This is a genomic window from Amycolatopsis sp. NPDC004747, from assembly GCF_053601335.1.
Window position 1 is genome coordinate 25418 of record NZ_JBSGBQ010000045.1, and the last position, 20490, is coordinate 45907.

Annotated in this window: 24 protein-coding genes; 11 read left to right on the forward strand and 13 right to left on the reverse strand. The window is 73.4% G+C overall.

Annotated features, from left to right (window positions below; translation table 11 throughout):
• Positions 1–14: 14 nt before the first annotated feature.
• From ACWEGE_RS42485 to ACWEGE_RS42495, 3 genes are read right to left on the reverse strand one after another with little or no spacing between them, the layout of a single operon-like run.
• On the reverse strand, positions 15–500 hold the full coding sequence (locus ACWEGE_RS42485; RefSeq protein WP_449666171.1) for a hypothetical protein: 486 nt from the start codon (positions 498–500) through the stop codon (positions 15–17).
• Positions 497–1906 carry an ATP-binding protein gene (locus tag ACWEGE_RS42490; protein ID WP_449666172.1) on the reverse strand — a complete coding sequence of 470 codons (1410 nt, stop codon included), beginning with the start codon at positions 1904–1906 and terminating at the stop codon, positions 497–499. Before ACWEGE_RS42490 ends, ACWEGE_RS42485 begins: the two co-directional genes overlap by 4 nt.
• Entirely contained in the window at positions 1903–2592 is a 690-nt protein-coding gene (locus tag ACWEGE_RS42495) for a response regulator (protein WP_449666173.1), read from the reverse strand. Before ACWEGE_RS42495 ends, ACWEGE_RS42490 begins: the two co-directional genes overlap by 4 nt.
• A 116-nt stretch (positions 2593–2708) precedes the next feature.
• On the opposite strand from ACWEGE_RS42495, the gene ACWEGE_RS42500 reads away from it, so the two are divergent.
• From ACWEGE_RS42500 to ACWEGE_RS42510, 3 genes are all read left to right on the forward strand, one after another.
• Positions 2709–3605, forward strand: coding sequence for a phosphatase PAP2 family protein (locus ACWEGE_RS42500; protein ID WP_449666216.1), 897 nt, complete (start codon positions 2709–2711; stop codon positions 3603–3605).
• A gap of 126 nt (positions 3606–3731) precedes the next feature.
• Positions 3732–5126, forward strand: coding sequence for a pyridoxal phosphate-dependent decarboxylase family protein (locus tag ACWEGE_RS42505; protein WP_449666174.1), 1395 nt, complete (start codon positions 3732–3734; stop codon positions 5124–5126).
• Between the two features lie 124 nt (positions 5127–5250).
• Positions 5251–6096 (forward strand): alpha/beta fold hydrolase, encoded by an 846-nt coding sequence (locus ACWEGE_RS42510; RefSeq protein WP_449666175.1) that lies wholly within the window; start codon positions 5251–5253, stop codon positions 6094–6096.
• Here the strand turns inward: ACWEGE_RS42510 and ACWEGE_RS42515 are convergent.
• Together ACWEGE_RS42515 and ACWEGE_RS42520 are read right to left on the reverse strand one after the other, a co-directional pair.
• Positions 6070–7074, reverse strand: a complete 1005-nt coding sequence (locus ACWEGE_RS42515) for a pirin family protein (RefSeq protein WP_449666176.1) — start codon at positions 7072–7074, stop codon at positions 6070–6072. The genes ACWEGE_RS42510 and ACWEGE_RS42515 overlap by 27 nt on opposite strands.
• 66 nt (positions 7075–7140) lie before the next feature.
• Positions 7141–7740, reverse strand: coding sequence for a PhoU domain-containing protein (locus ACWEGE_RS42520; RefSeq protein WP_449666177.1), 600 nt, complete (start codon positions 7738–7740; stop codon positions 7141–7143).
• Between the two features lie 125 nt (positions 7741–7865).
• Here ACWEGE_RS42520 and ACWEGE_RS42525 point away from each other — a divergent pair, with 125 nt between their 5' ends.
• Together ACWEGE_RS42525 and ACWEGE_RS42530 are read left to right on the forward strand one after the other, a co-directional pair.
• Entirely contained in the window at positions 7866–8297 is a 432-nt protein-coding gene (locus ACWEGE_RS42525) for a single-stranded DNA-binding protein (protein ID WP_449666178.1), read from the forward strand.
• 169 nt (positions 8298–8466) lie between these two features.
• Entirely contained in the window at positions 8467–8757 is a 291-nt protein-coding gene (locus tag ACWEGE_RS42530) for a hypothetical protein (protein ID WP_449666179.1), read from the forward strand.
• Positions 8758–9158: 401 nt separating this feature from the next.
• Here the strand turns inward: ACWEGE_RS42530 and ACWEGE_RS42535 are convergent, their stop codons facing one another.
• Entirely contained in the window at positions 9159–9569 is a 411-nt protein-coding gene (locus ACWEGE_RS42535; protein WP_449666180.1) for a zinc-ribbon domain-containing protein, read from the reverse strand.
• Positions 9570–9725: 156 nt separating this feature from the next.
• On the opposite strand from ACWEGE_RS42535, the gene ACWEGE_RS42540 reads away from it, so the two are divergent.
• A complete protein-coding gene (locus tag ACWEGE_RS42540) occupies positions 9726–10151 on the forward strand; it encodes a nitroreductase/quinone reductase family protein (RefSeq protein WP_449666181.1) in 426 nt (141 codons plus the stop codon).
• Here the strand turns inward: ACWEGE_RS42540 and ACWEGE_RS42545 are convergent.
• The 5 genes from ACWEGE_RS42545 to ACWEGE_RS42565 form a co-directional block, all read right to left on the reverse strand.
• Positions 10148–12262 (reverse strand): transglycosylase domain-containing protein, encoded by a 2115-nt coding sequence (locus ACWEGE_RS42545; RefSeq protein WP_449666182.1) that lies wholly within the window; start codon positions 12260–12262, stop codon positions 10148–10150. The genes ACWEGE_RS42540 and ACWEGE_RS42545 overlap by 4 nt on opposite strands.
• Before the next feature lie 36 nt (positions 12263–12298).
• Positions 12299–13120, reverse strand: coding sequence for an ABC transporter permease (locus ACWEGE_RS42550; RefSeq protein WP_449666183.1), 822 nt, complete (start codon positions 13118–13120; stop codon positions 12299–12301).
• Positions 13080–13886 (reverse strand): ABC transporter ATP-binding protein, encoded by an 807-nt coding sequence (locus ACWEGE_RS42555; RefSeq protein ID WP_449666184.1) that lies wholly within the window; start codon positions 13884–13886, stop codon positions 13080–13082. Before ACWEGE_RS42555 ends, ACWEGE_RS42550 begins: the two co-directional genes overlap by 41 nt.
• Positions 13883–14323, reverse strand: a complete 441-nt coding sequence (locus tag ACWEGE_RS42560) for a MarR family winged helix-turn-helix transcriptional regulator (RefSeq protein WP_449666185.1) — start codon at positions 14321–14323, stop codon at positions 13883–13885. Before ACWEGE_RS42560 ends, ACWEGE_RS42555 begins: the two co-directional genes overlap by 4 nt.
• 71 nt (positions 14324–14394) lie before the next feature.
• On the reverse strand, positions 14395–14718 hold the full coding sequence (locus ACWEGE_RS42565) for an ArsR/SmtB family transcription factor (RefSeq protein ID WP_449666186.1): 324 nt from the start codon (positions 14716–14718) through the stop codon (positions 14395–14397).
• An 81-nt stretch (positions 14719–14799) separates the two neighbouring features.
• Between ACWEGE_RS42565 and ACWEGE_RS42570 the strand changes: the two genes are divergently transcribed.
• From ACWEGE_RS42570 to ACWEGE_RS42585, 4 genes are all read left to right on the forward strand, one after another.
• Positions 14800–15789 carry a zinc-dependent alcohol dehydrogenase family protein gene (locus ACWEGE_RS42570; protein ID WP_449666187.1) on the forward strand — a complete coding sequence of 330 codons (990 nt, stop codon included), beginning with the start codon at positions 14800–14802 and terminating at the stop codon, positions 15787–15789.
• A gap of 219 nt (positions 15790–16008) precedes the next feature.
• The gene (gene pspAB, locus ACWEGE_RS42575; RefSeq protein WP_449666188.1) at positions 16009–16575 is read left to right on the forward strand and encodes a PspA-associated protein PspAB; all 567 of its coding nucleotides are present in this window, start codon (positions 16009–16011) and stop codon (positions 16573–16575) included.
• Positions 16576–16645: 70 nt separating this feature from the next.
• Positions 16646–17053, forward strand: a complete 408-nt coding sequence (locus ACWEGE_RS42580) for a VOC family protein (RefSeq protein ID WP_449666189.1) — start codon at positions 16646–16648, stop codon at positions 17051–17053.
• Between the two features lie 81 nt (positions 17054–17134).
• On the forward strand, positions 17135–17767 hold the full coding sequence (locus tag ACWEGE_RS42585) for a hypothetical protein (protein ID WP_449666190.1): 633 nt from the start codon (positions 17135–17137) through the stop codon (positions 17765–17767).
• Here the strand turns inward: ACWEGE_RS42585 and ACWEGE_RS42590 are convergent.
• Positions 17689–18315 carry a hypothetical protein gene (locus ACWEGE_RS42590; RefSeq protein WP_449666191.1) on the reverse strand — a complete coding sequence of 209 codons (627 nt, stop codon included), beginning with the start codon at positions 18313–18315 and terminating at the stop codon, positions 17689–17691. The two genes, ACWEGE_RS42585 and ACWEGE_RS42590, sit on opposite strands and share 79 nt — an antisense overlap.
• Positions 18316–18381: 66 nt before the next feature.
• On the opposite strand from ACWEGE_RS42590, the gene ACWEGE_RS42595 reads away from it, so the two are divergent.
• On the forward strand, positions 18382–19071 hold the full coding sequence (locus tag ACWEGE_RS42595; RefSeq protein ID WP_449666192.1) for a GNAT family N-acetyltransferase: 690 nt from the start codon (positions 18382–18384) through the stop codon (positions 19069–19071).
• An 18-nt stretch (positions 19072–19089) separates the two neighbouring features.
• Here ACWEGE_RS42595 and ACWEGE_RS42600 read toward each other — a convergent pair whose 3' ends face one another.
• Complete coding sequence (locus ACWEGE_RS42600; RefSeq protein ID WP_449666193.1) at positions 19090–20367, reverse strand: sensor histidine kinase; 1278 nt, start codon at positions 20365–20367, stop codon at positions 19090–19092.
• Between the last annotated feature and the right edge of the window lie 123 nt (positions 20368–20490).

Consider the following 20490-nt stretch of genomic DNA (forward strand, 5'->3'; position numbering starts at 1 on the left):
AGGTCGGCTTCGGCTCAGGCCTGGCAGGTCTGGTACGGCAGCAGGACGTCCGGGCCGGCGATGGCGACGGTGCCGTCGGTGGTGTACCCGCCCTGCGCGGCCAGCGCCGCGAACGCGGTGCAGACCAGCTGGTTGATCCCGGCGCCGGTGACCGGGCGCAGCGGGAACGGGACGGTGATCGTCGCCGGCGGGCCGGGGGTCGAGGTGATCGCGCCGGAGCGGCGGGGCAGCGCCGTCGTGTACCCGCCGGCCAGCTCGTCGGCGGACGGTCCTTCCAGCAGCATGGTCAGCGCGGATTCCACGCCCACCACCCCGGTGCCCGGCCGCGCCACCGGGGTCACCCGGTCGGCGAGGACGAAGTAGAGGATCAGGTCGGTGCCGCGGCCCTCGCTCGCCGGGTCCCGCAGGGTCGGCGCCGGGCCGGCCGAGACGACCGGTGTCGGCTGGATCCCGCACGCGCTCACCAGCAGCAGCACCGCGAGGACGACGAGCTTCTTCACGGCGCCTCCCGGGGCAGCCGCAGCTCGAACCGGGCGCCGGTGCCGGTGTTGGCCGCGACGATGTCGCCGCCGTGCAGCCGCGCGTTCTCCCGCGCGATCGACAGCCCGAGGCCGCTGCCCTCGGACCGGGCACGGGCGGTGTCGGCCTTGGTGAAGCGGTCGAAGACCCGCGGCAGCACGTCGGCGGGGATTCCCGGCCCGTGGTCGGTGACGGTGAGCACGACGTCACCGTCCTCCTGCCGCAGCACCACCTCGACCGGCGGCGCGCCGTGCCGCAGCGCGTTGCCGACCAGGTTCGCCACGACGATGTCGAGCCGCCGCCGGTCGAGCCCCGCCCTGATCCCCGGCGGCAGGTCGGCGGCCAGGTCGGTCCCGCGCTCCCAGCCCCGGGCGGCGAACGTCTCGGTGATCGCCGCGGCGACGTCCAGCCCCTCCCGGCGCAGCTCCGCCCGCCCGGCGTCGAACCGGGAGATCTCGATCAGGTCCTGCACCAGCCGGGTCAGCCGCCGGGTCTCCGCCGACACCAGCCGCGCCGCCACCGCGGTGTCCGGCGGCAGCTGCTCGGCGTCCTCGTCGAGGACGTCGGTGACGGCGTTCATCGCCGCTAGCGGGGTCCGCAGCTCGTGGGAGACGTCGGCGACGAACCGCCGCGCGTCGGCCTCCATCGCCCGCAGCGTGCCGACCGTGCGCTCCAGCTCCGCGGCGGTGTGGTTGAACGTGATGACCAGCTGCGCGAGCTCGTCGGAACCCTTCGCGCGCAGCCGCACGTCCAGCCGTCCGCGGCCGAGCTGGCTCGCCGCGGTGTTCAGCGCGCGGACCGGCCGCAGCACCTGCCGCGCCGCCAGCAGCGCGACGCCGACCGCGAACGGCAGGACGAGCGCGGAGAACAGGAAGGCGTTGCGGGCCAGCTCGTCGATCGCCTCCTGCTGGCCGGTCAGCCGCGTCATCGAGTAGACCTCGATGCCGCTCCGCCGGCCGCGGCCGGTCTGCACCGGGACGCCCACGAAGAACAGCGGGAAGCCCTGGACGTCCACGCGCTGGAACTGGATGGTGGTGGTCGTGGCCACGGCGCGGCGCAGGTCGCCGGGTACGTCGTCGATCGAAAGGCCCGACGTGGCGTGCAGCTCGTGGTAGACGACGAGCGCGTTGCTGGACTTGAGCGCCGTCGCGAGCCCGTCGAGCGTGGCCTGGGTCGGCGGCAGCGAGATGGTCGGCAGGTACGCGACGATCTGGTCCCGCAGCTTCACCATGGTCTGGTCCTGGACGCCTTCCAGGATGGCCCGGCGCGCGAAGACGTAGCTCACGCCCGCCGCGGTGGTGGCGCCGAGGATCATGATCACGGCGAAGGCGGCCACCAGCCGGGGCCGCAGCCCGGCGAGCCAGGACCGGATCCGCGGTGCCGTCACGACCGGCCGAACCGGTAGCCGAACCCCCGGACCGTCTGCACGTACTCCGGCTGCGCCGGCACGTCCTCGATCTTCGCGCGCAGCCGCTGCACGCAGGCGTCGACGAGCCGGGAGTCCCCGAGGTAGTCGTGGTCCCACACGGCGGACAGGATCTGCTGGCGGCTGTACACCTGCCCGGGCGTGCGCGAGAGCTCCAGCAGCAGTTTGAGCTCGGTCGGGGTCAGCGAAACCGGCGCGCCGTGCTTGGTCACCTCGAGCGCGGACCGGTCGATGACGAGATCGCCGTGCCGCTCCTCGGCCGCCGCCGGTCCGGCCGGGTGGTCGGCGGCCGACCGGCGCAGGACCGCCCGGATCCGCGCGTCCAGCACCCGCGGCTCGACCGGCTTGGCGACGTAGTCGTCCGCGCCCGCTTCGAGCCCGGCCACGACGTCGAAGTCGTCGCTGCGCGCGGTGAGCATGATGATCGGCACCGGCCCGGACGCCCGCATCCGGCGGCAGGTCTCGAAGCCGTCCATGCCGGGCAGCATCAGGTCGAGCACGACGATGTCGGGCCGGTGGTGCACGAGCGCCTCGATGCCGAGCTCGCCCGATTCCGCGGTGCGCACCACGTGTCCCTGCCGGCGCAGGGCCAGCTGCAGGCCCTCCCGCACCGCCGCGTCGTCCTCTACCACCAGTACCTCGGCCACGGCGCCATTATTCGGAAAAGCGCACGTCGTGGCGACCCGGAGGGATCTTGTAGCGAAACCATGACATCGCGCTGACGGGATCCCGAAAAGCGGCTTCCAGACTCGGGGGCATGGCAGTGATCCTCACCGACGCACCGTCCGCGGCCCGCCCGGCCGGCCCCGCGCTCGTGACCCGGGCCACGTCCCGCACGGCCGTCCTCCTCGCCGGCGCGGCCGGGTTCGCCCTCGCGTTCGTCGTGGCGTACCTGCTCTTCGTCCGCACGGAAGCCGGCCGCGGCGTCGAGAACGGCGTCGTGCGCAGCGCCCAGTCCGCGGGGACCGCGGTGGACTGGGCGGCCCCGCTGCGGGAAACCGACCTGGTGGTCGTGCTGGGCGGCGTGGCCGTGCTCATCGTGGTGATCGCGGTGGCGCGCCGCCGGGCGGCCCTCGGCGTGCCGGCGTTGGTGCTGCCGGCCGCGCCGCTGGTGGTGGCGCAGCTGCTCAAGCTGTACGTCCTGGAGCGCCCGGGCACCGGCGACCGCTTCGGCGTGGCGAGCCACAACAGCTTCCCGAGCGGGCACGTCAGCGCCGCGATGGCCGTGGTCGTGGCGCTGGCGATCGTCCTGCCCCGCAGGTTCCGGCGCCCCGCACTGGTGACGGGCGGGTTCGGTGTCGCGTGGGTCGCGGCGGCGACGGTGGCACTGGGCTGGCACCGGTTGAGCGACACCGTCGGCGGCTGCCTGCTGGTCGCGGCGGTCACCTGCGCCGGGGCGGCGGTGGTGTCCGCCCGCCGCCCCGACGGTGACCGGGTGCCGCTGCTCCCGGTGCTGACGGGCCTTGCGGCCCCGTCGGCCCTGGTACTGGCCGGCTACGCGGTCCTGGCGACGGCGACCTCGGGCGCGGCCCAGTTCGTGGCGGCGCTGGTGCTGGCGGCGATGTCGTCGATGGCGGTGGTGCTGCTGCTGACCGGACCGCTGCGCCGGGTGGCGTTCGACCCGGCCGAGACCCGCGTCCGCCGCCTCCGGCGCACGTGATGCCCCTCCGAACACGCGTGATGCCCCCGCAAGCACGCGTGCTGCCCGTCCGCGCACGCGGGAGCGGGCCAGTTTCGGAGGATTGGCCCGCGACAGCCGGGCTTCACCGCGCTTAGCGTCGGTGGAATGGACCCGAGGCTCGCCGAAGACCTGAACTCCCTGCCCGATCTCCTCGACACCGCAAGCAAACTCGCGGCCGAGGCGCTCGCCGGCCTGGACGAGCGGGCGGCCGCCGTCCCGCCCGCGGCGGTGGCCCCGGCGCCCCTGCCGCGCGAGGGCGTCGGGGCGCGTGGTGCCCTGGACGAGTTCACGCGGCGCTGGGAACCGGGTTTCGCCGCCGGCGCGGGACCGCGCTACCTCGGCTTCGTGACCGGCGGCGCGACCCCGGCCGCGCTGGCCGGCGACTGGCTCACCGCCGCCTACGACCAGAATCCCGCCAGCGGAATGGATTCCTCGGCGCAGGACCTGGAACGCGAGACGGTCGGCTGGCTGGCCGAGCTGTTCGGGCTGGGCCCGGAGTTCTCCGGCGCGTTCGTCACCGGCGCCACGATGTCCACCGTGACCGGGCTGGCCATCGCCCGCGAGTGGCTCGGCGAACGGGCCGGGGTGACCGTCTCCGCCGACGGTGCCGCCGCGCTCGGTCCGGTCACCGTGCTGTCGGGTTCGCCGCATTCGAGCGTCTTGAAGGCGTTGTCGTTCCTCGGGATGGGCCGGTCTTCGCTCCGGAGGGTGCCGGTGCTCCCGGGCCGCGAAGCCGTCGACGTCGCGAAGCTCGCCGAAGCGCTCGAGGCGCTCGACGGCCCGGCCGTCGTCGTCGCGAACGCGGGGACGGTCAACACCGTCGACTTCGACGACCTGCGGGCGATCGCCGAGCTCAAGCGGCGGTACGGCTTCTGGCTGCACGTCGACGCCGCGTTCGGCGGGTTCGCCGCGCTGGCCCCGGAGCACGCGGCCCTCACCGCCGGCCTCGACCAGGCCGATTCGGTGGTCGTCGACCTGCACAAGTGGCTCAACGTCCCCTACGACTCCGCCGTCCAGTTCACCCGCCGCCGCGACCTGCAGCTGCGCGTGTTCGGCAACCACGCTGCCTACCTCGGCGAGATCGGCGAGACGCCGGACTTCCTGCACCTCACGCCGGAGAACTCCCGGCGGCTGCGCGCGCTCCCGGCCTGGTTCTCGCTCGTGGCGTACGGCCGCGCCGGCCACCGCGAGATCGTCGAGCGCTGCGTGGCGCTGGCCCGCGACCTGGGCGCGCGCCTCGACGGCTCGCCGCACTGGCACCTCCTGGCACCGATGCGGCTCAACGTCGTCTGCTTCAGCCCGGCCGGCGACGTCACCCAGGACCGGATCGACACGCTCGTGCGCGCGATCGCCGAGGACGGGACCACCTTCCTGACGCCGACGGTGTACGACGGCCGTCCGGCGCTGCGGGCCGCCTTCAGCAACTGGCGGACGACCGAGGCCGACGTCGGCCGCGTGTTCGCCGTCTTGGAGCGGCTGGTCACGACCTTGCCTTCGTGAGTGGACAGGTCCACATCGGATCCCTCGGACCGGCCGCCACCGTGCAGCGGAGGGCCGTCCGGCGTCCTCGGCGTGTCAGCCGGTGGAACTTGTTCCACCGGCCCGGCGGTGCCAAGGTCGGGGCGTGCCGATCTTCTCCGCGCCGGACGGGACTGCGCTCGCCGTCCACCTCTCCGGTTCCGGGGCCGGGCCGCCGGTGGTGTGCCTGCCCGGCGGCCCGATGCGGGCCGGCGGCTACCTCGGGGAGCTCGGCGGCCTGACCGCCCGGTGCCGCATCGCCGTGCTCGACCTGCGGGGCACCGGCGGCTCCGAGGAGCCCGCCGATCCCGCCAGCTACCGGTGCGACCGTCAGATCGAGGACGTCGAGGCCCTGCGCGAACACCTCGGCCTCGACCGCTTCGCCCTGCTCGGCCATTCGGCCGGGGCGAGCCTGGCCGTCCGGTACGCGGCCCGGTACCCGCGGCGGCTGAGCCGGCTCGCGCTGATCGCGCCGAGCCCGCGGGCCGTCGGCTTCGACGTGCCGCCCGGCGAACGGCGTCGCATCATGGCCCGGCGGGCCGGCGCGCCCTGGTTCGCCGCCGCGGCCGCCGCCTACGAGTCGATCGCCGCGAAGACGGCGACGAGCGCCGACTGGGCCGCGTTCGCCCCGCTGTACTACGCCCGCTGGGACGAGGCGGCCCGGCGGCACCAGGCCGGCGAAGCCGTCCAGCGCAACGGCACGGCCGCGCGGATCTACAACTCCGACGGCGCCTTCGAACCCGAGACGACCCGTGCCGCGCTCGGCGCCGTCACCGCCCCGGTGCTGGTGCTGGCCGGCGAGCTGGACTGGATCGCCGGTCCCGCCGTGGCGGACCGCTTCGCCGCGCTGTTCCCGGACGGCCGGGCCGTCGTGCTGCCCGGAGCGGTGCACTACCCGTGGCTGGACGACGCGGCCGCGTTCGTCTCAGCCGTGGGCGGGTTCCTGGCCTGAGCCGGGGTTGCGGCGGGGCTTGATGCGGACCGCGGGCAGCGCGGGGGCCGGCAGGCGCTCGCCCGCGTAGCCCGTCACGCTGCCGAACTGGTCCGATCCGGCTTGCCACGCTTCGCGGAACGCGGCGATCTCCTCGTGGGTGCGGCCGACGAAGTTCCACCACATCAGGATTTCTTCGCCGAACGGGGTACCGCCCAGCAGCAGGAACCGCGCCGGGTCCGCGCCGCGGTTGCTCAGGGTCAGGGAGCGCACCCCGGTGCCGACGTAACCCAGCTCCGCCGCCCGGACGGAGGTGCCGGCCACGACGACGTCGCCGGTGTCGACGAGGACGCCGTGCTCGAAACCGGGAGCCACGCCGAGGGACATGTGGGCGTCCGGGCCCAGCACGACCTCGGCACCCAGCAGCGGGGTGAACGTCGGGATCGGGGACGTCCGGCCGGCCAGCGAACCGAGGAACACGCGGATCTCCGCGCCTTCGATGCGGTTCACCGAAGGGACGTAGTGGTCGAACGCCCGCGCCGTGTGCCGGTGCCGTTCGGGCAGCGCGACCCACAGCTGGACGCCGTGCAGCGTTTTGGCGGCCGCGGTCGAGACCTCGGAGTGGCAGATGCCGTGCCCGCCGGTCATCAGGTTCAGCTCGCCGGGCCGGACCATCGCGTGCGTGCCGAGGCTGTCGCGGTGTTCGATCTCGCCGGAGAACAGCCAGCTGACGGTCTGCAGCCCGGTGTGCGGGTGCGGAGCGACGTCCATCGCCCCGGCCCCGGCGACCTCGTCCGGGCCGTAGTGGTCGGCGAAGCACCAGGCACCGATCAGCGATCGCGACCGCTGGGGGAGGGTCCGCCGCACCCGCATCGCGCGCGGGCCGCCGAGCGGGACTTCGCGCGGAGCGAGGACCTCGACGGCGGGCCGGTCGGGATCAGTGGCCGCGGGCCGGTCACCACAGGCGAGTTCGGCGGGGGCAGCCTCGGTGTTGCTCATGCCGGCCACGGTAGTCGCGCGGGCTGGTGGGCGGTGGCGTGGAGGCGTTCCGCCCCGGTCGAGCCGCTATGCCCCGACCGGCACGAACCCGGCCGCCCGGTGCCCCGCCCGGACCGCCGTCGCGGCGAACCGGCCGTAGACCGCGGCGAGCAACGCGAGACCGACCGCGCGCGACCACTTGTCTCCGGCGGCCCACTCGCGGACCTCCCGCTCGGCCGCCCGCGCGAGCGCCACCGCCTCACCGAGCGCCGCGCCGTCCCCGCCGACCAGCACTTCCCGCAGGCTTCGCGCGGCGCCCGCCGCGTGCCCGCCCAGCCGCTCCACCGCGGGCCGCACCTCCGGCGGCACCGGTCCCCGCGCCTCGGCGACCTCCCGCGCAAGACCACCCATCCGAGTGAGATCCGCGGCGGTGTGCACGGCCGCGACAACCGCCTTCACCTCCGCCTCCCGCGGCGCGTGCAGGGCCAGCAGCGCGCACGCCTGGTCCTCGCACGCGGCCCCGAGCGCGGCCACCGCCGCCGCTTGCTCGAGCGCACGTCCGCCCAGCGTGTGGTCACTTTCCAGCACCGAGCGCGTGGCCTCGTCGAGCGCGCTCGCGACCAGGTCGCCCAGGTCCGCCAGCCGGTGGGCGAGCGTGACGAGCTCCTTCTGAAACGCCGTCGGCATGGCGGCAGGAAACCAGCCCGGCCGGGTGTCGGCATCTCGTCGCCCGGCCCGGAATTGTCGGACCCCCGTGTTCTCCTCGTCGGCGAGAGCGGTGCACCCCGCACCCGGAGGACGAGGAGAGACCGATGGCAGGCGAAACGACGGTCACGGTGGTCGGCAACCTCACGAGCGACCCCGATCTGCGCTTCACCCCGGCCGGCTCGGCGGTCGCGAACTTCACGGTCGCGAGCACCCCACGCGTGTTCGACCGCGAGTCGGGCGCCTGGCGCGATGGCGACGCGCTGTTCCTGCGCTGCAGTTTGTGGCGGGAGTACGCGGAAAACGTCGCCGAGTCGCTCGGGCGCGGCACCAGAGTGGTCGTCCGCGGCCGGCTGAGACAGCGGTCGTACGACACGAAGGAGGGTGAGAAGCGCACGGTGGTGGAGCTGGAGGTCGAGGAGATCGGGCCGTCACTGCGGTACGCGACGGCGAAGGTGACCAAGGTGAGCCGCGCGACGGGTGGCGAAGGGAGTTCCTGGGCCCCGGAACCGGTGGCGGTGGGCGACCCGCCGTTCTGAGCCCATCCGTCCGCGCCCGGCCTCCGAACGCCCGTTGACGAGGCCTCGACCCGTGCTGGATCGCCTGCGGTGACGATGAGGGGGACGCTCCGGCCGGACCCGCTGTCGAAATCCCGCTCATCGATTCGACGCAGGGGCAGAGGCCGAACCACGAGCGGGAGGGACCGACATGAACGGGAACGAGAAGACCGGCTCACCGGCAGCGCACCCCGCGGTCAACCACCGGATGCGCGCGATGCTCCGAGCAGTCGGCGCGGGCCGCGGCCGGGTGACCTGCAGCAGCGAGCCGGACCTGTTCATCGACGGCCTCTCGTGCGGCGACCAGTTCGCGGCCCACGCACTGGCCCACCAGGGTCTGGTCCGCGCGGCCCGCCCAGGCCGCCCGGGCGAGCTGGTCCCGGCGGTCCTGACCCCGGCGGGTCAGGCCCTGCTGAACCCCGAGCAAAGATCGGCCGCCTGACCCCGGCGACCGGCGGATGTTTGACAACTCAACAGAGAAGCCTTGTTTGGGGCAGCGGCTTGAGCCCTTGCGGCCGCGGGAAGTTCCTTCCCGGGCCGGGCGGCCCGGGGACGGCCGGCGGCTGAGCCCGGCTCGGCCCGAGCCGAGAGGCCCGTGCGCCGGAGCTGGCGTAGCCGAGCGAGCCGGGCCCGGTGAGCCGGGTCAGGCCGGGCTGCGCCGACGGAGCCGGCGAAGCCGGGCCGGGCGGTTGGCCGGGCCGCGCGGCCCCGGGAGGGCTGGCGGCTGACCCTGGCCGGGTCGGCTTGGGTGGCCCGAGCCGAGCCGAGCCGAGCCGAGCGCAAGCGGGCCGACCGGAGCCAAGCCGGGCCCAACCGAGCCGAACCACCGGCGATGGCCTGCGCTCAGTGGCCCTGCTGCGGAAACTGCCCCTGCTGCGTCGAACCCGGCTGCGGGAACCCCTGCGGCTGCGAAGGGTGCGGCGGAAACCCCTGCTGCGGCAGCGCCGGCCCCTGCGGAGCACCACCCTGCGAAGGGTGCGGCGGGTACCCCGGCGCGGCCTGCTGCCGAGCCTGCCCCTGCTCCTCCTGCGCCTGCAGCCGGAGCGCGTCCTCCTTCGAGATGCGGTTCTCGATCCCGCAGAACGTGCACTGCGCCGTGTACTTGACGCTGATCGGGAACAGCGGGATGAAGAACAGCGTGAACTTCGTGACCGCCTTGCGCACCGCGTGCGAAGCCGGGTTCCCGCACCGGCCGCACAAGAACGTCGTCATCGCCAGCACGTAGATGCGCGTACGCCAGCCCCAGATCAGCATCGGTCTTCTCTCTTCCGGTTCTTCGTTCGCCGGGCAGCCTCGCACACCGTCGGCGTCTGACGGGGCGGTTTCGCCGATCCCGCGCGACCGGCAACCGGCAAACCGGACATCCGGGCCGTACCGCGACACCGGAAGTCCCGGGACTAGATTGGGATCATGCCGAGCGACTTCGCCCTCAAGACGATGAACGCCGTCCACCGCGGCCTGATCAAGCTCAGCGGTGGACGGGTGGGCTGGCAGGTCGCCATGCCCGTTCTGGAACTCACCACCGTCGGCCGCAAGAGCGGGCAGCCGCGGACGGTCCTGCTGACCTCACCGCACCAGGACGGCGACACGTGGGTCGTCGTGGCGTCGCGCGGCGGCGACGACACGCACCCCGCGTGGTTCCTCAACCTGCGCGACCACCCGGACGTCGAGGTCTCGCTGAAGGGCGGCCCGAAGCAGCCGATGCGCGCCCGGATCGCCGACGCCGACGAGCGGGCGCGGCTGTGGCCGAAGATCACCGCCGAGTTCAAGAACTACGCGCAGTACCAGACGAAGACCGAGCGGGAGATCCCGCTCGTCTTCCTCGAACCGCGCTAGCTGCGCGCCTGCAGGTACGCCGGGTCGGCGGCGGGGATCTGCTGGTCGGGCACCCCGGCCAGCAGCTTGCTCATGGCGTGGAAGTACGGCGGCGCGGCGACCGTGCCGCCGAACGCGCCGTGGCCGCAGTCGCCGAGGTGCACCGGGGTGCCCGGGCAGATCTCCCGCGGGTGCGGCCCGTCGGCGAAGACCATGGACGACACCGCGTAGCCGTCGACACCCCCGACGAACGCGACCGATTCGCTCAGCTGCGTCGTCCCCGTCTTGCCGATGTCGGGCCGGGTCCAGCCGGCCGCGCGGGCCGCCTCGGCGGACGTGCCGCTCGTGGTGTCCTTGCTCAGCCCCGCTTCCAGGGTGTCCGCGACGCCCTGGGGGATGACCCGCTCGCACGCCTGCTGCGCCACCGGCACGGCGTTGCCGTTCCGGTCGGTGACCGACAGGATCGGGTTCGGCGGGCACCACACGCCGCCGCTCATCAGCGTCGCCGACACGTTCGCCATCTCCAGCGGGCTCACCGGGCTGTTGCCGAGGGTGAACGACAGCAGGTTCCGGAAGTACTGCGACTGCGGCTGGCTGAACTGCGGGTTGGCCGACTTCGGGTCGGGCGTGCGGCCGGCGTCGTTGGTCGCGAGCGTGGTGCGCAGCCCGAGCTTGGCGGCCATGTCGAGCACGGCGGGCATCCCGACCTGGCTTTCCAGCCCGACGAACGCGACGTTCGGCGACGTCGCCAGCCCGTCGGCGAGGGTGATCGGGTCCGCGTAGTGGCCGTCGTTGTGGACGGTGTAGCAGGACGAACGCGAGTCCGGCACCGGGAAGCACTGGCTGTCCGGGTTGGGCAGTGGCGTGTCGAGACCCGCCTTGCCGGTGACGAGCGCCGCGGCCGAGGTGAAGATCTTGAACGACGAGCCCGCGCCGAACTCGTTGCTCGCGTCGGCGACGATGTCGGTCGACGTCTCGCCCCGCGCCGGATCGGTGCCGTAGTTGCGGTTCGCGACCATGGCGAGCACCTGGTGCCCGTCCTGGCCCGGCTGGACGACGGCGAAGGTGTTGGCCACGCCGTCCTGGGTGGTCGGCACGTTCGCGTCGACGGCGTCCTTGGTCACCTGGGAGACGCGCGGGTCGAGGGTGGTCTTGATCGTGTAGCCGCCGGTGGCCAGCCGGTCGGCGGTGAAGCCGGCGTGCACCAGGTAGCTTTCCGCGTAGGCGCAGAAGAACCCGGCGTCCGGCGCCGCGCCCAGGCACGTGCCGGACGGGGTCACCGGGCCGTTCGGCAGCAGCCCGAGCGGGGTCGCCTTGGCCGTCGCCGCGTACGACGCCGGGATGGAGCCGTTGGTGACCATGTCGTCGATGACGAGGTTGCGGCGCTGCAGCGCGTTGTCCGGGTGGGTGTACGGGTTGTAGATGCTGGGGTTGTTCACCATTCCGGCGAGCAGCGCCGCCTGCGGCACGGTCAGTTTGTCCGCGGTCGTCCCGAAATACGCCTTGGCCGCCGCGCCGACTCCGTACACGGTTCCGCTGAATTCGACCACGTTGAGGTAATTCGCCAGAATGTCGTCCTTGCTCATGGTGTCGTTGAGCTGGACGGCCATTTTCGCCTCGCGCAGCTTGCGGGCGAGCGAGTCCTCGCGGTCGGCCTGCTGGGCCGCCGGGTCGTTGCGGTCGACGACGTTGATCAGGTAGTTCTTGACGTCCTGCTGCGTGATCGTCGAGGCGCCCTGCAAGGCGCCGCCGGTGCTGTCGTTGACGGCCGCGCGGAGCATGCTCTGCAGGTCGACACCGCCTTCGGTGTAGAACCGGCGGTCCTCGATGGCGATGATCGCGGCCTTCATCGTGGTCGCGATCCCGGCCGCGGTGACCGGGAGGCGGTACTGCGCGTAGAGCGTCGCGATGGGGGTGCCGTCGCGGTCGGTCACCGTCGTGGTCAGCGGCAGGTCGGACGCGGCGAGCCGGGCGGAAATGGCGTCGACCGAATCGCTGACCTGATTGGACAGCAGACCGGCGCCGATGGCTGCCGGGGCCACCGTCCCGGCGACCAGGATTCCGGCGAGTGCACACAAACCGACAAAGGGGACCACGCCCGTGCGACGTTTCACGAATTCGACATTAGGCATCGGGCGATAAAGCTTCCGTTCGGTGAGACATGGGCCTCATCGGGCCAACCTGCCGAGCAGGGCCGAGGCGACCGAAACGGCCACCGCCGTCGCCGCCGCCAGCACGGCGAAGTCGAGCCCGAGGTGGGCGGGAGTACCGATGAGCAGGCCGCGCAGCGCGTCGACCTGGTAGCTCAGCGGGTTGACGTGGCTGAGCACCTTCAGCCACGACGGCATCAGGTCCACCGGGTACAGCGCGTTCGAGCCGAAGAACAGCGGCATGGTGATCGCCTGGCCGATACCCATCAGCCGTTCCCGCGACAGCACGATCCCGGCGATCACGATGGACAGGCAGCAGAAGAACGCCGAACCGAGCACGAGGACGGCGGCCATGGCGAGGAGCTTCAGCGGGTTCGCGGTCAGGCCGACGCCGAGGACCGCGGCCAGGATCAGCACCATCAGCGCCTGCACGAGCGCGCGGACCCCGGCGGCGAACGCCTTGCCCGCGACGAGCGCCGCGCGCGGGGTCGGGGTCACCAGGAGCTTGGCGAGCACGCCCGCGTCGCGCTCCCAGATGATCTGGATGCCGTAGAAGATCGCGATGAACAGCGCCGACTGGGCCAGGATGCCCGGCGCCAGGAAGTCGAGGTACGGCGTCGAGCCGGTCGGGATCGCGCGCAGCCGGGTGAAGGTCTCCCCGAAGATCAGCAGCCACAGCGCGGGCTGGATCGCCCTGGTGAGCAGCTCGGTCTGGTCGCGGCGCAGTTTCTGCAGCTCCACCAGGCACATCGCGCCGACGCGGGCGCCGAGCACGCGCAGCCGGCGCAGCGGGCCCTCCTCAGCCGAGGCGGCGGGCGGTACGGCGAGTGGCACGGACACCGCGGATCCCTCCTTCTTCGTGGTCGAGCCGGTTCCCCGTCGTCGCCCGGAACACGTCGTCCAAAGTGGACTCCGGGCCGAGGGCGGCCTCCAGCTCGGCCGGGGTGCCCAGCGCGCGGATCCGGCCGGTGTGCATCAAGGCGACGCGGTCGCAGTACTGCTCGGCTTCGTCCATGTAGTGCGTGGTGACGAGCACGGTCATGCCGGTCGACTCGCGGATCGAGCCGATGCGGTCCCACACCGACGACCGCGCGACCGGGTCGAGCCCGATCGTCGGCTCGTCGAGCACGAGCAGCCGGGGCGAGCTGACCAGGGCCTGGGCGAGTTCCAGGCGGCGGATCATGCCACCGGAGTACGTCTTGGCCGTGCGGTCGGCGTCGCCGGCCAGCCCGACCAGCTCCAGAGCGAGCCGCACCTGCTCGGCCCGCGCGCGGCGGGGCACGTCGAAAAGCCTCGCGAACAGTGCGACGTTCTCGCGGCCGGTGAGCGCGCCGTCGGCGGACAGCTGCTGCGGGACGTACCCGATGAGCCGCCGCACGGCCATCCGGCGGCGCGCGACGTCGACGCCGAAGACCGTGATGCGGTCCGGCGCGGACGGCAGCAGCGTGGTGATCATCCGGAGCGTGGTCGTCTTGCCGGCGCCGTTCGGGCCGAGCAGGCCGAACACCTCGCCCGGGCGGATTTCGAGGTCGACGCCGTCCACCGCGCGGGTGGCGCCGAACGAGTGGCTCAGGCCGGTGCAGCGCACCGCCGCGGGTTCGGTCATGCCTGCTCCTTCAGGATGCCCATGAGTTTTTCGAGGGCCGGCAACGCCTGCTCGATCGCCGCCGTGTCCTCTTCGGACAGCCGGGCGAGGGCGTCGGCGACGAGCCCGGTGCGGGCGCGGCGCCAGGCCGCCATCCGGTCGGCGGCCGCGGCGGTGATTTCCAGCCGGACCGCGCGCCGGTCGGCGGGATCGGCTTCGCGGCGCACAAAGCCCGCGTCGGCGAGCTGGTTGACCAGCGTGCTGACGGAGTTGTTCGCCAGGTGCAGCTCACGGGCGGCGGCGGCGACCCCGATGCCGGGCTGGTCGGCCACGACCCGCAGCAGCTCGACCTGGGCGCCGGGCAGCGGGCTGCCCGGCACTTCGGCCCGTACCCGGCGGCGCACCACCCGGCGGACCCCCTGGACGGCGCTCAGCAGCCGGTCGGCGAGTTCGGTCATGCTCCCGAAGGTAGCTCTGACCCAGAACTATTAGCAACGCTAAAAGTCCGGTTGATGAGGAATGCGCAGAATCAGCCGCGTGCTGCTTCGGCGAGAGCCAGGTCGAGCAGGCCGGGGAAGCGGGTGTCGAACTCTTCGCGGCGCAGGGTGTTCAGCCGTTGCGTGCCGCTGTCCCACTGCCGGAGCAGGCCGGCGGCGCGGAGGATCTTGAAGTGCCGGGACGCGGCGGGCTTGCTGACCGGTGGCATGATCGCGCCGCACGACTGGCCGGGTTCCCGGGCGAGCGCGGCGACCATGGCCAGCCGGTGCGGGTCGCGCAGGGCTTCCAGGGCTGCGGCGAAGGAGACGTCTTCGAGAGCCGGGTGCTCCAAGGGGGTCGCGGTGCGGCTGGCCATGCCCCGAGTATCCCGGTTGCCCGGACGCGAGCCGCTGTGCCATGGTCGATGTTAGTCATTTGGTTAACATGAGGAGCCGTGGTGCGTGTCTACCGTCCCCGAGCCGGCCGCCTGGTGCAGCGCGAAGAGCCGATCCCCGAGCCGCGGCGCGGCGAGGTGCTCGTCCGGGTGCGGGCCGTGTCGCTGAACTACCGGGACCTGCTCATCCTGAACGGCGACCACTTCGGCACCGGGACCGAGGCGCTGATCCCGGTGTCGGACGCCGCCGGGGAGGTCGTGGCGGCCGGCGAGGGGGTCACGCGCTTCGCCGAGGGGGATCGGGTGCTCAACGCCTTCCACGCGGACTGGATCGCCGGCCGGATGCCGGAGACCGTGGTGGGCTACGGCAACGGCCGGGACGGCTGGCTCGCCGAATACCGCGCCGTCCCGGAGCACGCGCTCGTCGCGCTGCCGGATTCGCTGACCTTCGAGCAGGGTGCGACGTTGCCGTGCGCCGCCGTCACGGCCTGGACGTCGCTCGGCGGCGTGCGCCCGGGCGACGTCGTGCTGACCCTCGGCTCCGGCGGCGTCTCGCTGTTCGCCGTGCAGCTGGCGAAGGCGCGCGGGGCGCGGGTCGTCGCGACGACGTCGAGTGCGGGCAAGGCGGCGAAATTGACCGGGCTCGGCGCGGACACGGTGATCGACTACGTCGCGACGCCGGACTGGGGCAAGGCGGTGCTCGACGCCACCGGCGGGCGGGGCGCGGACCGGATCGTCGAGGTCGGCGGTCCCGGCACGTTCGCGCAGTCGCTGGTCGCGGCCGGGACGCACGGCGCCGAGATAGCGCTCGTCGGGTTCGTCGGCCGGAGCGGGCCGCCGATCGGCTTCATGGACCTGTTCCGCAGCGGGGCGAGCGTGCGGAAGGTCTGGGTCGGCAGCCGCGAGGACACCGAAGACCTGCTCCGGTGGCTCGACGTGTGGCCCGTCGAGCCGGTCATCGACAGCGTTCACTCGTTCGAGGACGCCGAAGCGGCCTTCCGGCGGTTCGAGAGCCGGGAGAACTTCGGCAAGGTCGTGATCGCCACCGCGTGAGGCGAGAGGAATACCGCTGATCGGCGGAACCTGCCCGGAGTGACCGTTCGGCGGCGGACCGGTGCCGTTCGCCGCGCCACGGCGGAAGATCCGGTCCGGAACGGGCGGCGCGGGCGCATGCTGTCCTCTCCGGCCCCGCGTCCCCGCGCCTGACGTCCACAGTGGACACTGCCAGTGCGCCCGGCCCGGCGGCCTCCGATGAGGATAGGAACGTTCGTCGTGACCCTGCTGGACAGCAAGCTCGTCCGGTGCTGGACCTCCCGCCCGCACCTGCAGTCCCTCTACTCCCTCGCCGCGGCCGCCCCGCGGATGCGGGCCGCGCTCGGCCTGGCGCCCACCGGCGGCGGCACGGTCGACTTCAAGGTCGACGGGGACGCGCTGGCCCGCACCGAGGCGGAGCTGATCGCCGCGACGTCGGCGCGGCTGCCGGTGCACCCGCTGGTGACGCAGGACCTCCACGGCCGTTCGACGGTCCGGTGCTGGCGGCGCAACCGCGACCTGCGCGTGCTGACCGGCGACCTGGTCGACGTCGCGGACCGGCTGGCCAGGGCGGGCTACGGCGGCTCCCTGCGGTTCGCCACCGTCGAATTCGCCGAGCCGGGCGGGCGGCGCGAAGGGAAGCTGGCGCTGGTGTACCTGTTCGACCGCGGCACGTTCCACACCGCGGCGCCCGGGGCCCGGCAGCTGGACCGGGCGCTGGAGCTGCGCGCCCGGGCGGCGTTGCACGGTGCGCTGCCGCTGGAACCGCCTCGCGCAGCGGCGGTTCGTGGTCTGATCCGCCCCTGAAAATCCGCCGATTGGCGCAGGCCGGGCGTTCTGCGAGGATGCTGCTCTCGTCCGATCGAAGGAGATGGCCGTGGCTTCTCGTCTCAACCCGTACCTGAGCTTCCGCGACGACGCGCGGCAGGCCATGGAGTTCTACAAGGGTGTCTTCGGCGGCACGCTCACCCTGAACACGTTCGGGGAATTCGGCTCACCCGAAGGAGCGGACGCGGACAAGGTCATGCACGCCCAGCTGGAAGCGGAAAACGGCTTCACGCTCATGGCGTCGGACACCCCGGCCGGAATGGAACACAACCCGGGCACGAACATCTCCGTGAGCCTCAGCGGGGACGACGCCGACGACCTGCGTGGCTACTGGGACAAGCTCAGCGAGGGCGGCACCGTGACGGTTCCGTTCGAAAAGCAGATGTGGGGCGACGAATTCGGCGCCTGCGTCGACCGGTTCGGCATTCCCTGGATGGTCAACGTCGTGCAGGGCTAGCCACGAGCCGTTGCAGCCGGTGCCGCCGTCGGTGACGATGGGGGACACCGGCGTGGCGTGGCGCCGGCCGAAGGAGGCCCGATGGCGGGTTTTCCCTGGACGTGTGCGCAGTGCGGCGCGGTCAACGACCCCGCCGCCGGGCGCTGTGGCACCTGCGCCGGCCTGGCACCGGGCCGGGCCCGCGCGCGGGCGCTGTGGGTGCTGCTGACGCTGATGGTGGTCGCCGGTGTCGCGGTGGGCGGCGTCCTGCTGTTCACCGGGCGCTCGCGGCCCTCGCCGTTCGCGTCGGGGCCGTTCCCGGAGTACACGACGCCCACCCTGCCGACGACCAAGACCGTCGTCACGACCGTGAACGGCGTCGCCCCGCCCGGCACGCCGGCCACGACCACCACCTCGGCACCGGCGGACAAACCGTGCCCGGCGGACGCGGCACGCTACCTGCCCGGCGGCGCGGGCACGGCGCTGCTCGTGGCGCAGACCGGGAAGTCCGTCGTCACGATCTGCCGGACCCCCGACGGCCGGATCTTCTACGACGGCCAGGCCCGCGGGCAGGCGGCCTCGGACGACACCCACATCGTGTTGCCGGCCCAGGCCGAAGGCGACGGCTTCGTCGCGGTCAACGGCGACTACCGCTATCAGGTCGCGGGCGGCCGGCTGGTCGTTTCGGCCGGGTCCGAGGTGCTTTCCGACGAGGAGCTGACCGCGGTCGGCTGAACGCCGTACAGCTCGTCCACCGGCTCCGCGTCGAACCCGAGGTCGGCACGCATCCGGGCGCGCATGACGCGGTAACCGCGCTGGCCGGCGTCCCAGGCGGGCCGCATCCTGGTGCAGTTGTCGTCCGGGTCGAGCAGCATCGCGGCCAGCCGCATCCGGGGCAGCGTGGCGTCGCTGACCAGCCGGCGGACCGCCTCCGGCGCGTGCAGCACGACGGGACCGAGCGCGTGCTGGGCCTCGCTGCGCACCTCCCGCAGCTCGGCGAGCTGGTGTTCGTCGAGGTCGCCGCTCGATTCGCGGATCGCGCGGGCCTGGAACAGCACGCCGTCGAACGCCTCGAGGGCGCCCATCAGCCGGGCGTAAGCCTCGGCGCGGGTCTCGTGGGTCCGGGCCTCGCGTTCGCGCTGCCACCGGCGCTCTTCGCGAGCGGCCTCTTCGGCCATCCGCCGGGCCTCCCGGCGTCCCGAGAGGACCTGGGTCAGGATCACCCCGGCGAGGCCGAGCAGGGCGACGACGATCGGAATCCACACCGGGACCTGGGAACCCACGTGCGCACCCTACCCAGGATGTGGGAGTGGCGGCGGCCACCCGGCCCGGATCAGCATGCTGGAGGCATGGCTTCTCCGCTGGACAACCCGACCTGGGCGTCGTTGACCGGACCGCACGCCCACTTCGCGGAACGGCAGGGGCGCGTCCGGCGCTACCCGGAGGACGTCGCGCCGTTCCTGGCCCTGCCCGACGACCCGGGCGAGCAGGACTGGCGGGACGTCGCCGCGCTCGCCGGGCCGGGGGCGACCGTCGTGCTCGCCGCGACCGCCGAGCGGCCGCCGTCCGGCTGGGAGGTGCTCGACGAGATCCCCGGCGTGCAGCTGGTCGACGAGGGGGTCGCGGCCGCGCCCGAGCCCGAAGCCGTGCGGCTCGGCCCCGCGGACGTGCCGGAGATGCTGGACCTCGTCGAGCGGACGCGGCCGGGGCCGTTCCGGAAGCGGACCGTCGAGCTCGGCACCTACCTCGGCATCCGCCGCGGCGGCGCGCTCGTCGCCATGGCCGGCGAGCGCCTGCACCCGCCGGGCTACACGGAGATCAGCGCGGTCTGCACGGATCCGGCGCACCGCGGGCAGGGCCTCGCGACCCGGCTGGTGCTCGCCGTGGCGGCGGGCATCCGCGAGCGCGGCGAGATCCCGATGATGCACGCGGCCGCGGGCAACACCTCGGCGATCCGCCTCTACCTCTCCCTGGGGTTCGCGCTGCGGCAGCGGCCGGACTTCGTGGCGGTGCGCGTGCCGCTCGCGGTCAAGGTCTAAAATTCCACCACCGAGCCCTCAGCCCGGCACCCACATGGTCACCCGGGTGCCGCGGCCCGGCTGCGAGTCCACCGTGCCGTGCCCGCCGACCTCGGCCAGCCGGGCCATGATGGACTGGCTGATGCCGAAGCCCGGTGGCCGGTCACGGACGTCGAAGCCCTGGCCCTGGTCGCGGGCCACCACCGCGATCCCGCCGTCGCGTTGCTCCACGCGCAGCACGACCTGCTTCGTCCCCGAGTGCTTCACGGTGTTGCGCAACGCTTCCCGGACCGCTTCGCACAACGCCGTGCGCCGGTCCTGCGAGACCTTGTGGTCGTCGGCGAAGTCCGCGGCGACGAGCTGCGTGCGCAGGCCGTCGCGCGCCAGCTCGGTGGCGACGTCGGCGAGCTCGACGGCGAACCCGCGTGTCGGCCCGCTCGGCACCGGCTCGGTGATCCGGCGGCGCAGTTCGGCCGCTTCGGCCTTGGCGACCGAACGCAGCTCCGCCAGCCGCGTGACGGCGTGGGCGTCGTCGCCCGGTGCCGAGATGGCCAGCGCTTCGAGGGTCTGCAGGACGCTGTCGTGCATGATGCGGCGGGTCCGGCGGCGCTCGGCTTCGCGGCCGCGCCGCAGCCCGATGTCCACCGCGAACCGCGTGCCGACGCCGAGCATGATGAGGATCGCCACGGCGAGCACGATCGCCACGGCCAGCGCCACCATGCAGCCGATCGACCGCGTGAGGGCGAGCGGGTGGTCCAGGGGCAGCCCGCCGGCCAGGGTCAGCGCGGCCCGGAGCGGGACCGCCGCCGCGAACAGCCACAGGGCCGCGGGCAGCCCGGACGTGCCGGCCCACATGGCGACCGAGCCGACGAGCCAGGTCCAGGACACGTCGACGGCGAAGGGCTGGATCCCGGCCGGAGCCGCCACGGCGACCACGAGGTTGAGGGCCACGCCGAGGGAAAGGTCCAGACCGAGGGCGCGGCCGGTGAGGCGGGCCCGCAGCCCGCCCGAGCGCAGCACCCAGACGATCGCGGCGGTGTTGGCCACCACGGCGAAGACGGTCGCGCCCAGCACCGGCCCCAGCCCGAGCGCGCCGTTCGAGGCGGTGAACCCGATGAACACCTTGACGAACGCGGCGACCCGGTAGGCCAGCGGGATGGCCACCCAGTAGCGCGACGCGCGGGCGAGCGTCGCCTCGCCGACGGCGGTGAGGTCGGTGCTGTCGGCAACGGGCTCGGCGGGTTCCGCGGGAGTGCCCCTGCGCAGCAGCGTGCGGACGAAGGCGCGTGGCGGTGCGGCAGAGCCCGCCTCGGGCATCGGTGGTCCCCGTTCATCCGGCCGTCCGGGCGGCCTGAGCCTGGCAGCGGGGAAGGGGAATAGTCAACCGTCCCGGCCCGGAGCCAGCCCGCTGGAGCAAAGCCCTCGACCGGTTCGTGATCT

Bases quoted from the DNA above. Each gene is read 5' to 3' on its own strand.
- ACWEGE_RS42505 (WP_449666174.1), top strand. From the start codon at position 3,732: ATGGACCCGAGGCTCGCCGAAGACCTGAACTCCCTGCCCGATCTCCTC.
- ACWEGE_RS42515 (WP_449666176.1), bottom strand. From the start codon at position 7,074: ATGAGCAACACCGAGGCTGCCCCCGCCGAACTCGCCTGTGGTGACCGG.
- ACWEGE_RS42520 (WP_449666177.1), bottom strand. From the start codon at position 7,740: ATGCCGACGGCGTTTCAGAAGGAGCTCGTCACGCTCGCCCACCGGCTG.
- ACWEGE_RS42525 (WP_449666178.1), top strand. From the start codon at position 7,866: ATGGCAGGCGAAACGACGGTCACGGTGGTCGGCAACCTCACGAGCGAC.
- ACWEGE_RS42530 (WP_449666179.1), top strand. From the start codon at position 8,467: ATGAACGGGAACGAGAAGACCGGCTCACCGGCAGCGCACCCCGCGGTC.
- ACWEGE_RS42535 (WP_449666180.1), bottom strand. From the start codon at position 9,569: ATGCTGATCTGGGGCTGGCGTACGCGCATCTACGTGCTGGCGATGACG.
- ACWEGE_RS42540 (WP_449666181.1), top strand. From the start codon at position 9,726: ATGCCGAGCGACTTCGCCCTCAAGACGATGAACGCCGTCCACCGCGGC.
- ACWEGE_RS42545 (WP_449666182.1), bottom strand. From the start codon at position 12,262: ATGCCTAATGTCGAATTCGTGAAACGTCGCACGGGCGTGGTCCCCTTT.
- ACWEGE_RS42555 (WP_449666184.1), bottom strand. From the start codon at position 13,886: ATGACCGAACCCGCGGCGGTGCGCTGCACCGGCCTGAGCCACTCGTTC.
- ACWEGE_RS42560 (WP_449666185.1), bottom strand. From the start codon at position 14,323: ATGACCGAACTCGCCGACCGGCTGCTGAGCGCCGTCCAGGGGGTCCGC.
- ACWEGE_RS42565 (WP_449666186.1), bottom strand. From the start codon at position 14,718: ATGGCCAGCCGCACCGCGACCCCCTTGGAGCACCCGGCTCTCGAAGAC.
- ACWEGE_RS42585 (WP_449666190.1), top strand. From the start codon at position 17,135: ATGGCGGGTTTTCCCTGGACGTGTGCGCAGTGCGGCGCGGTCAACGAC.
- ACWEGE_RS42595 (WP_449666192.1), top strand. From the start codon at position 18,382: ATGGCTTCTCCGCTGGACAACCCGACCTGGGCGTCGTTGACCGGACCG.
- ACWEGE_RS42600 (WP_449666193.1), bottom strand. From the start codon at position 20,367: ATGCCCGAGGCGGGCTCTGCCGCACCGCCACGCGCCTTCGTCCGCACG.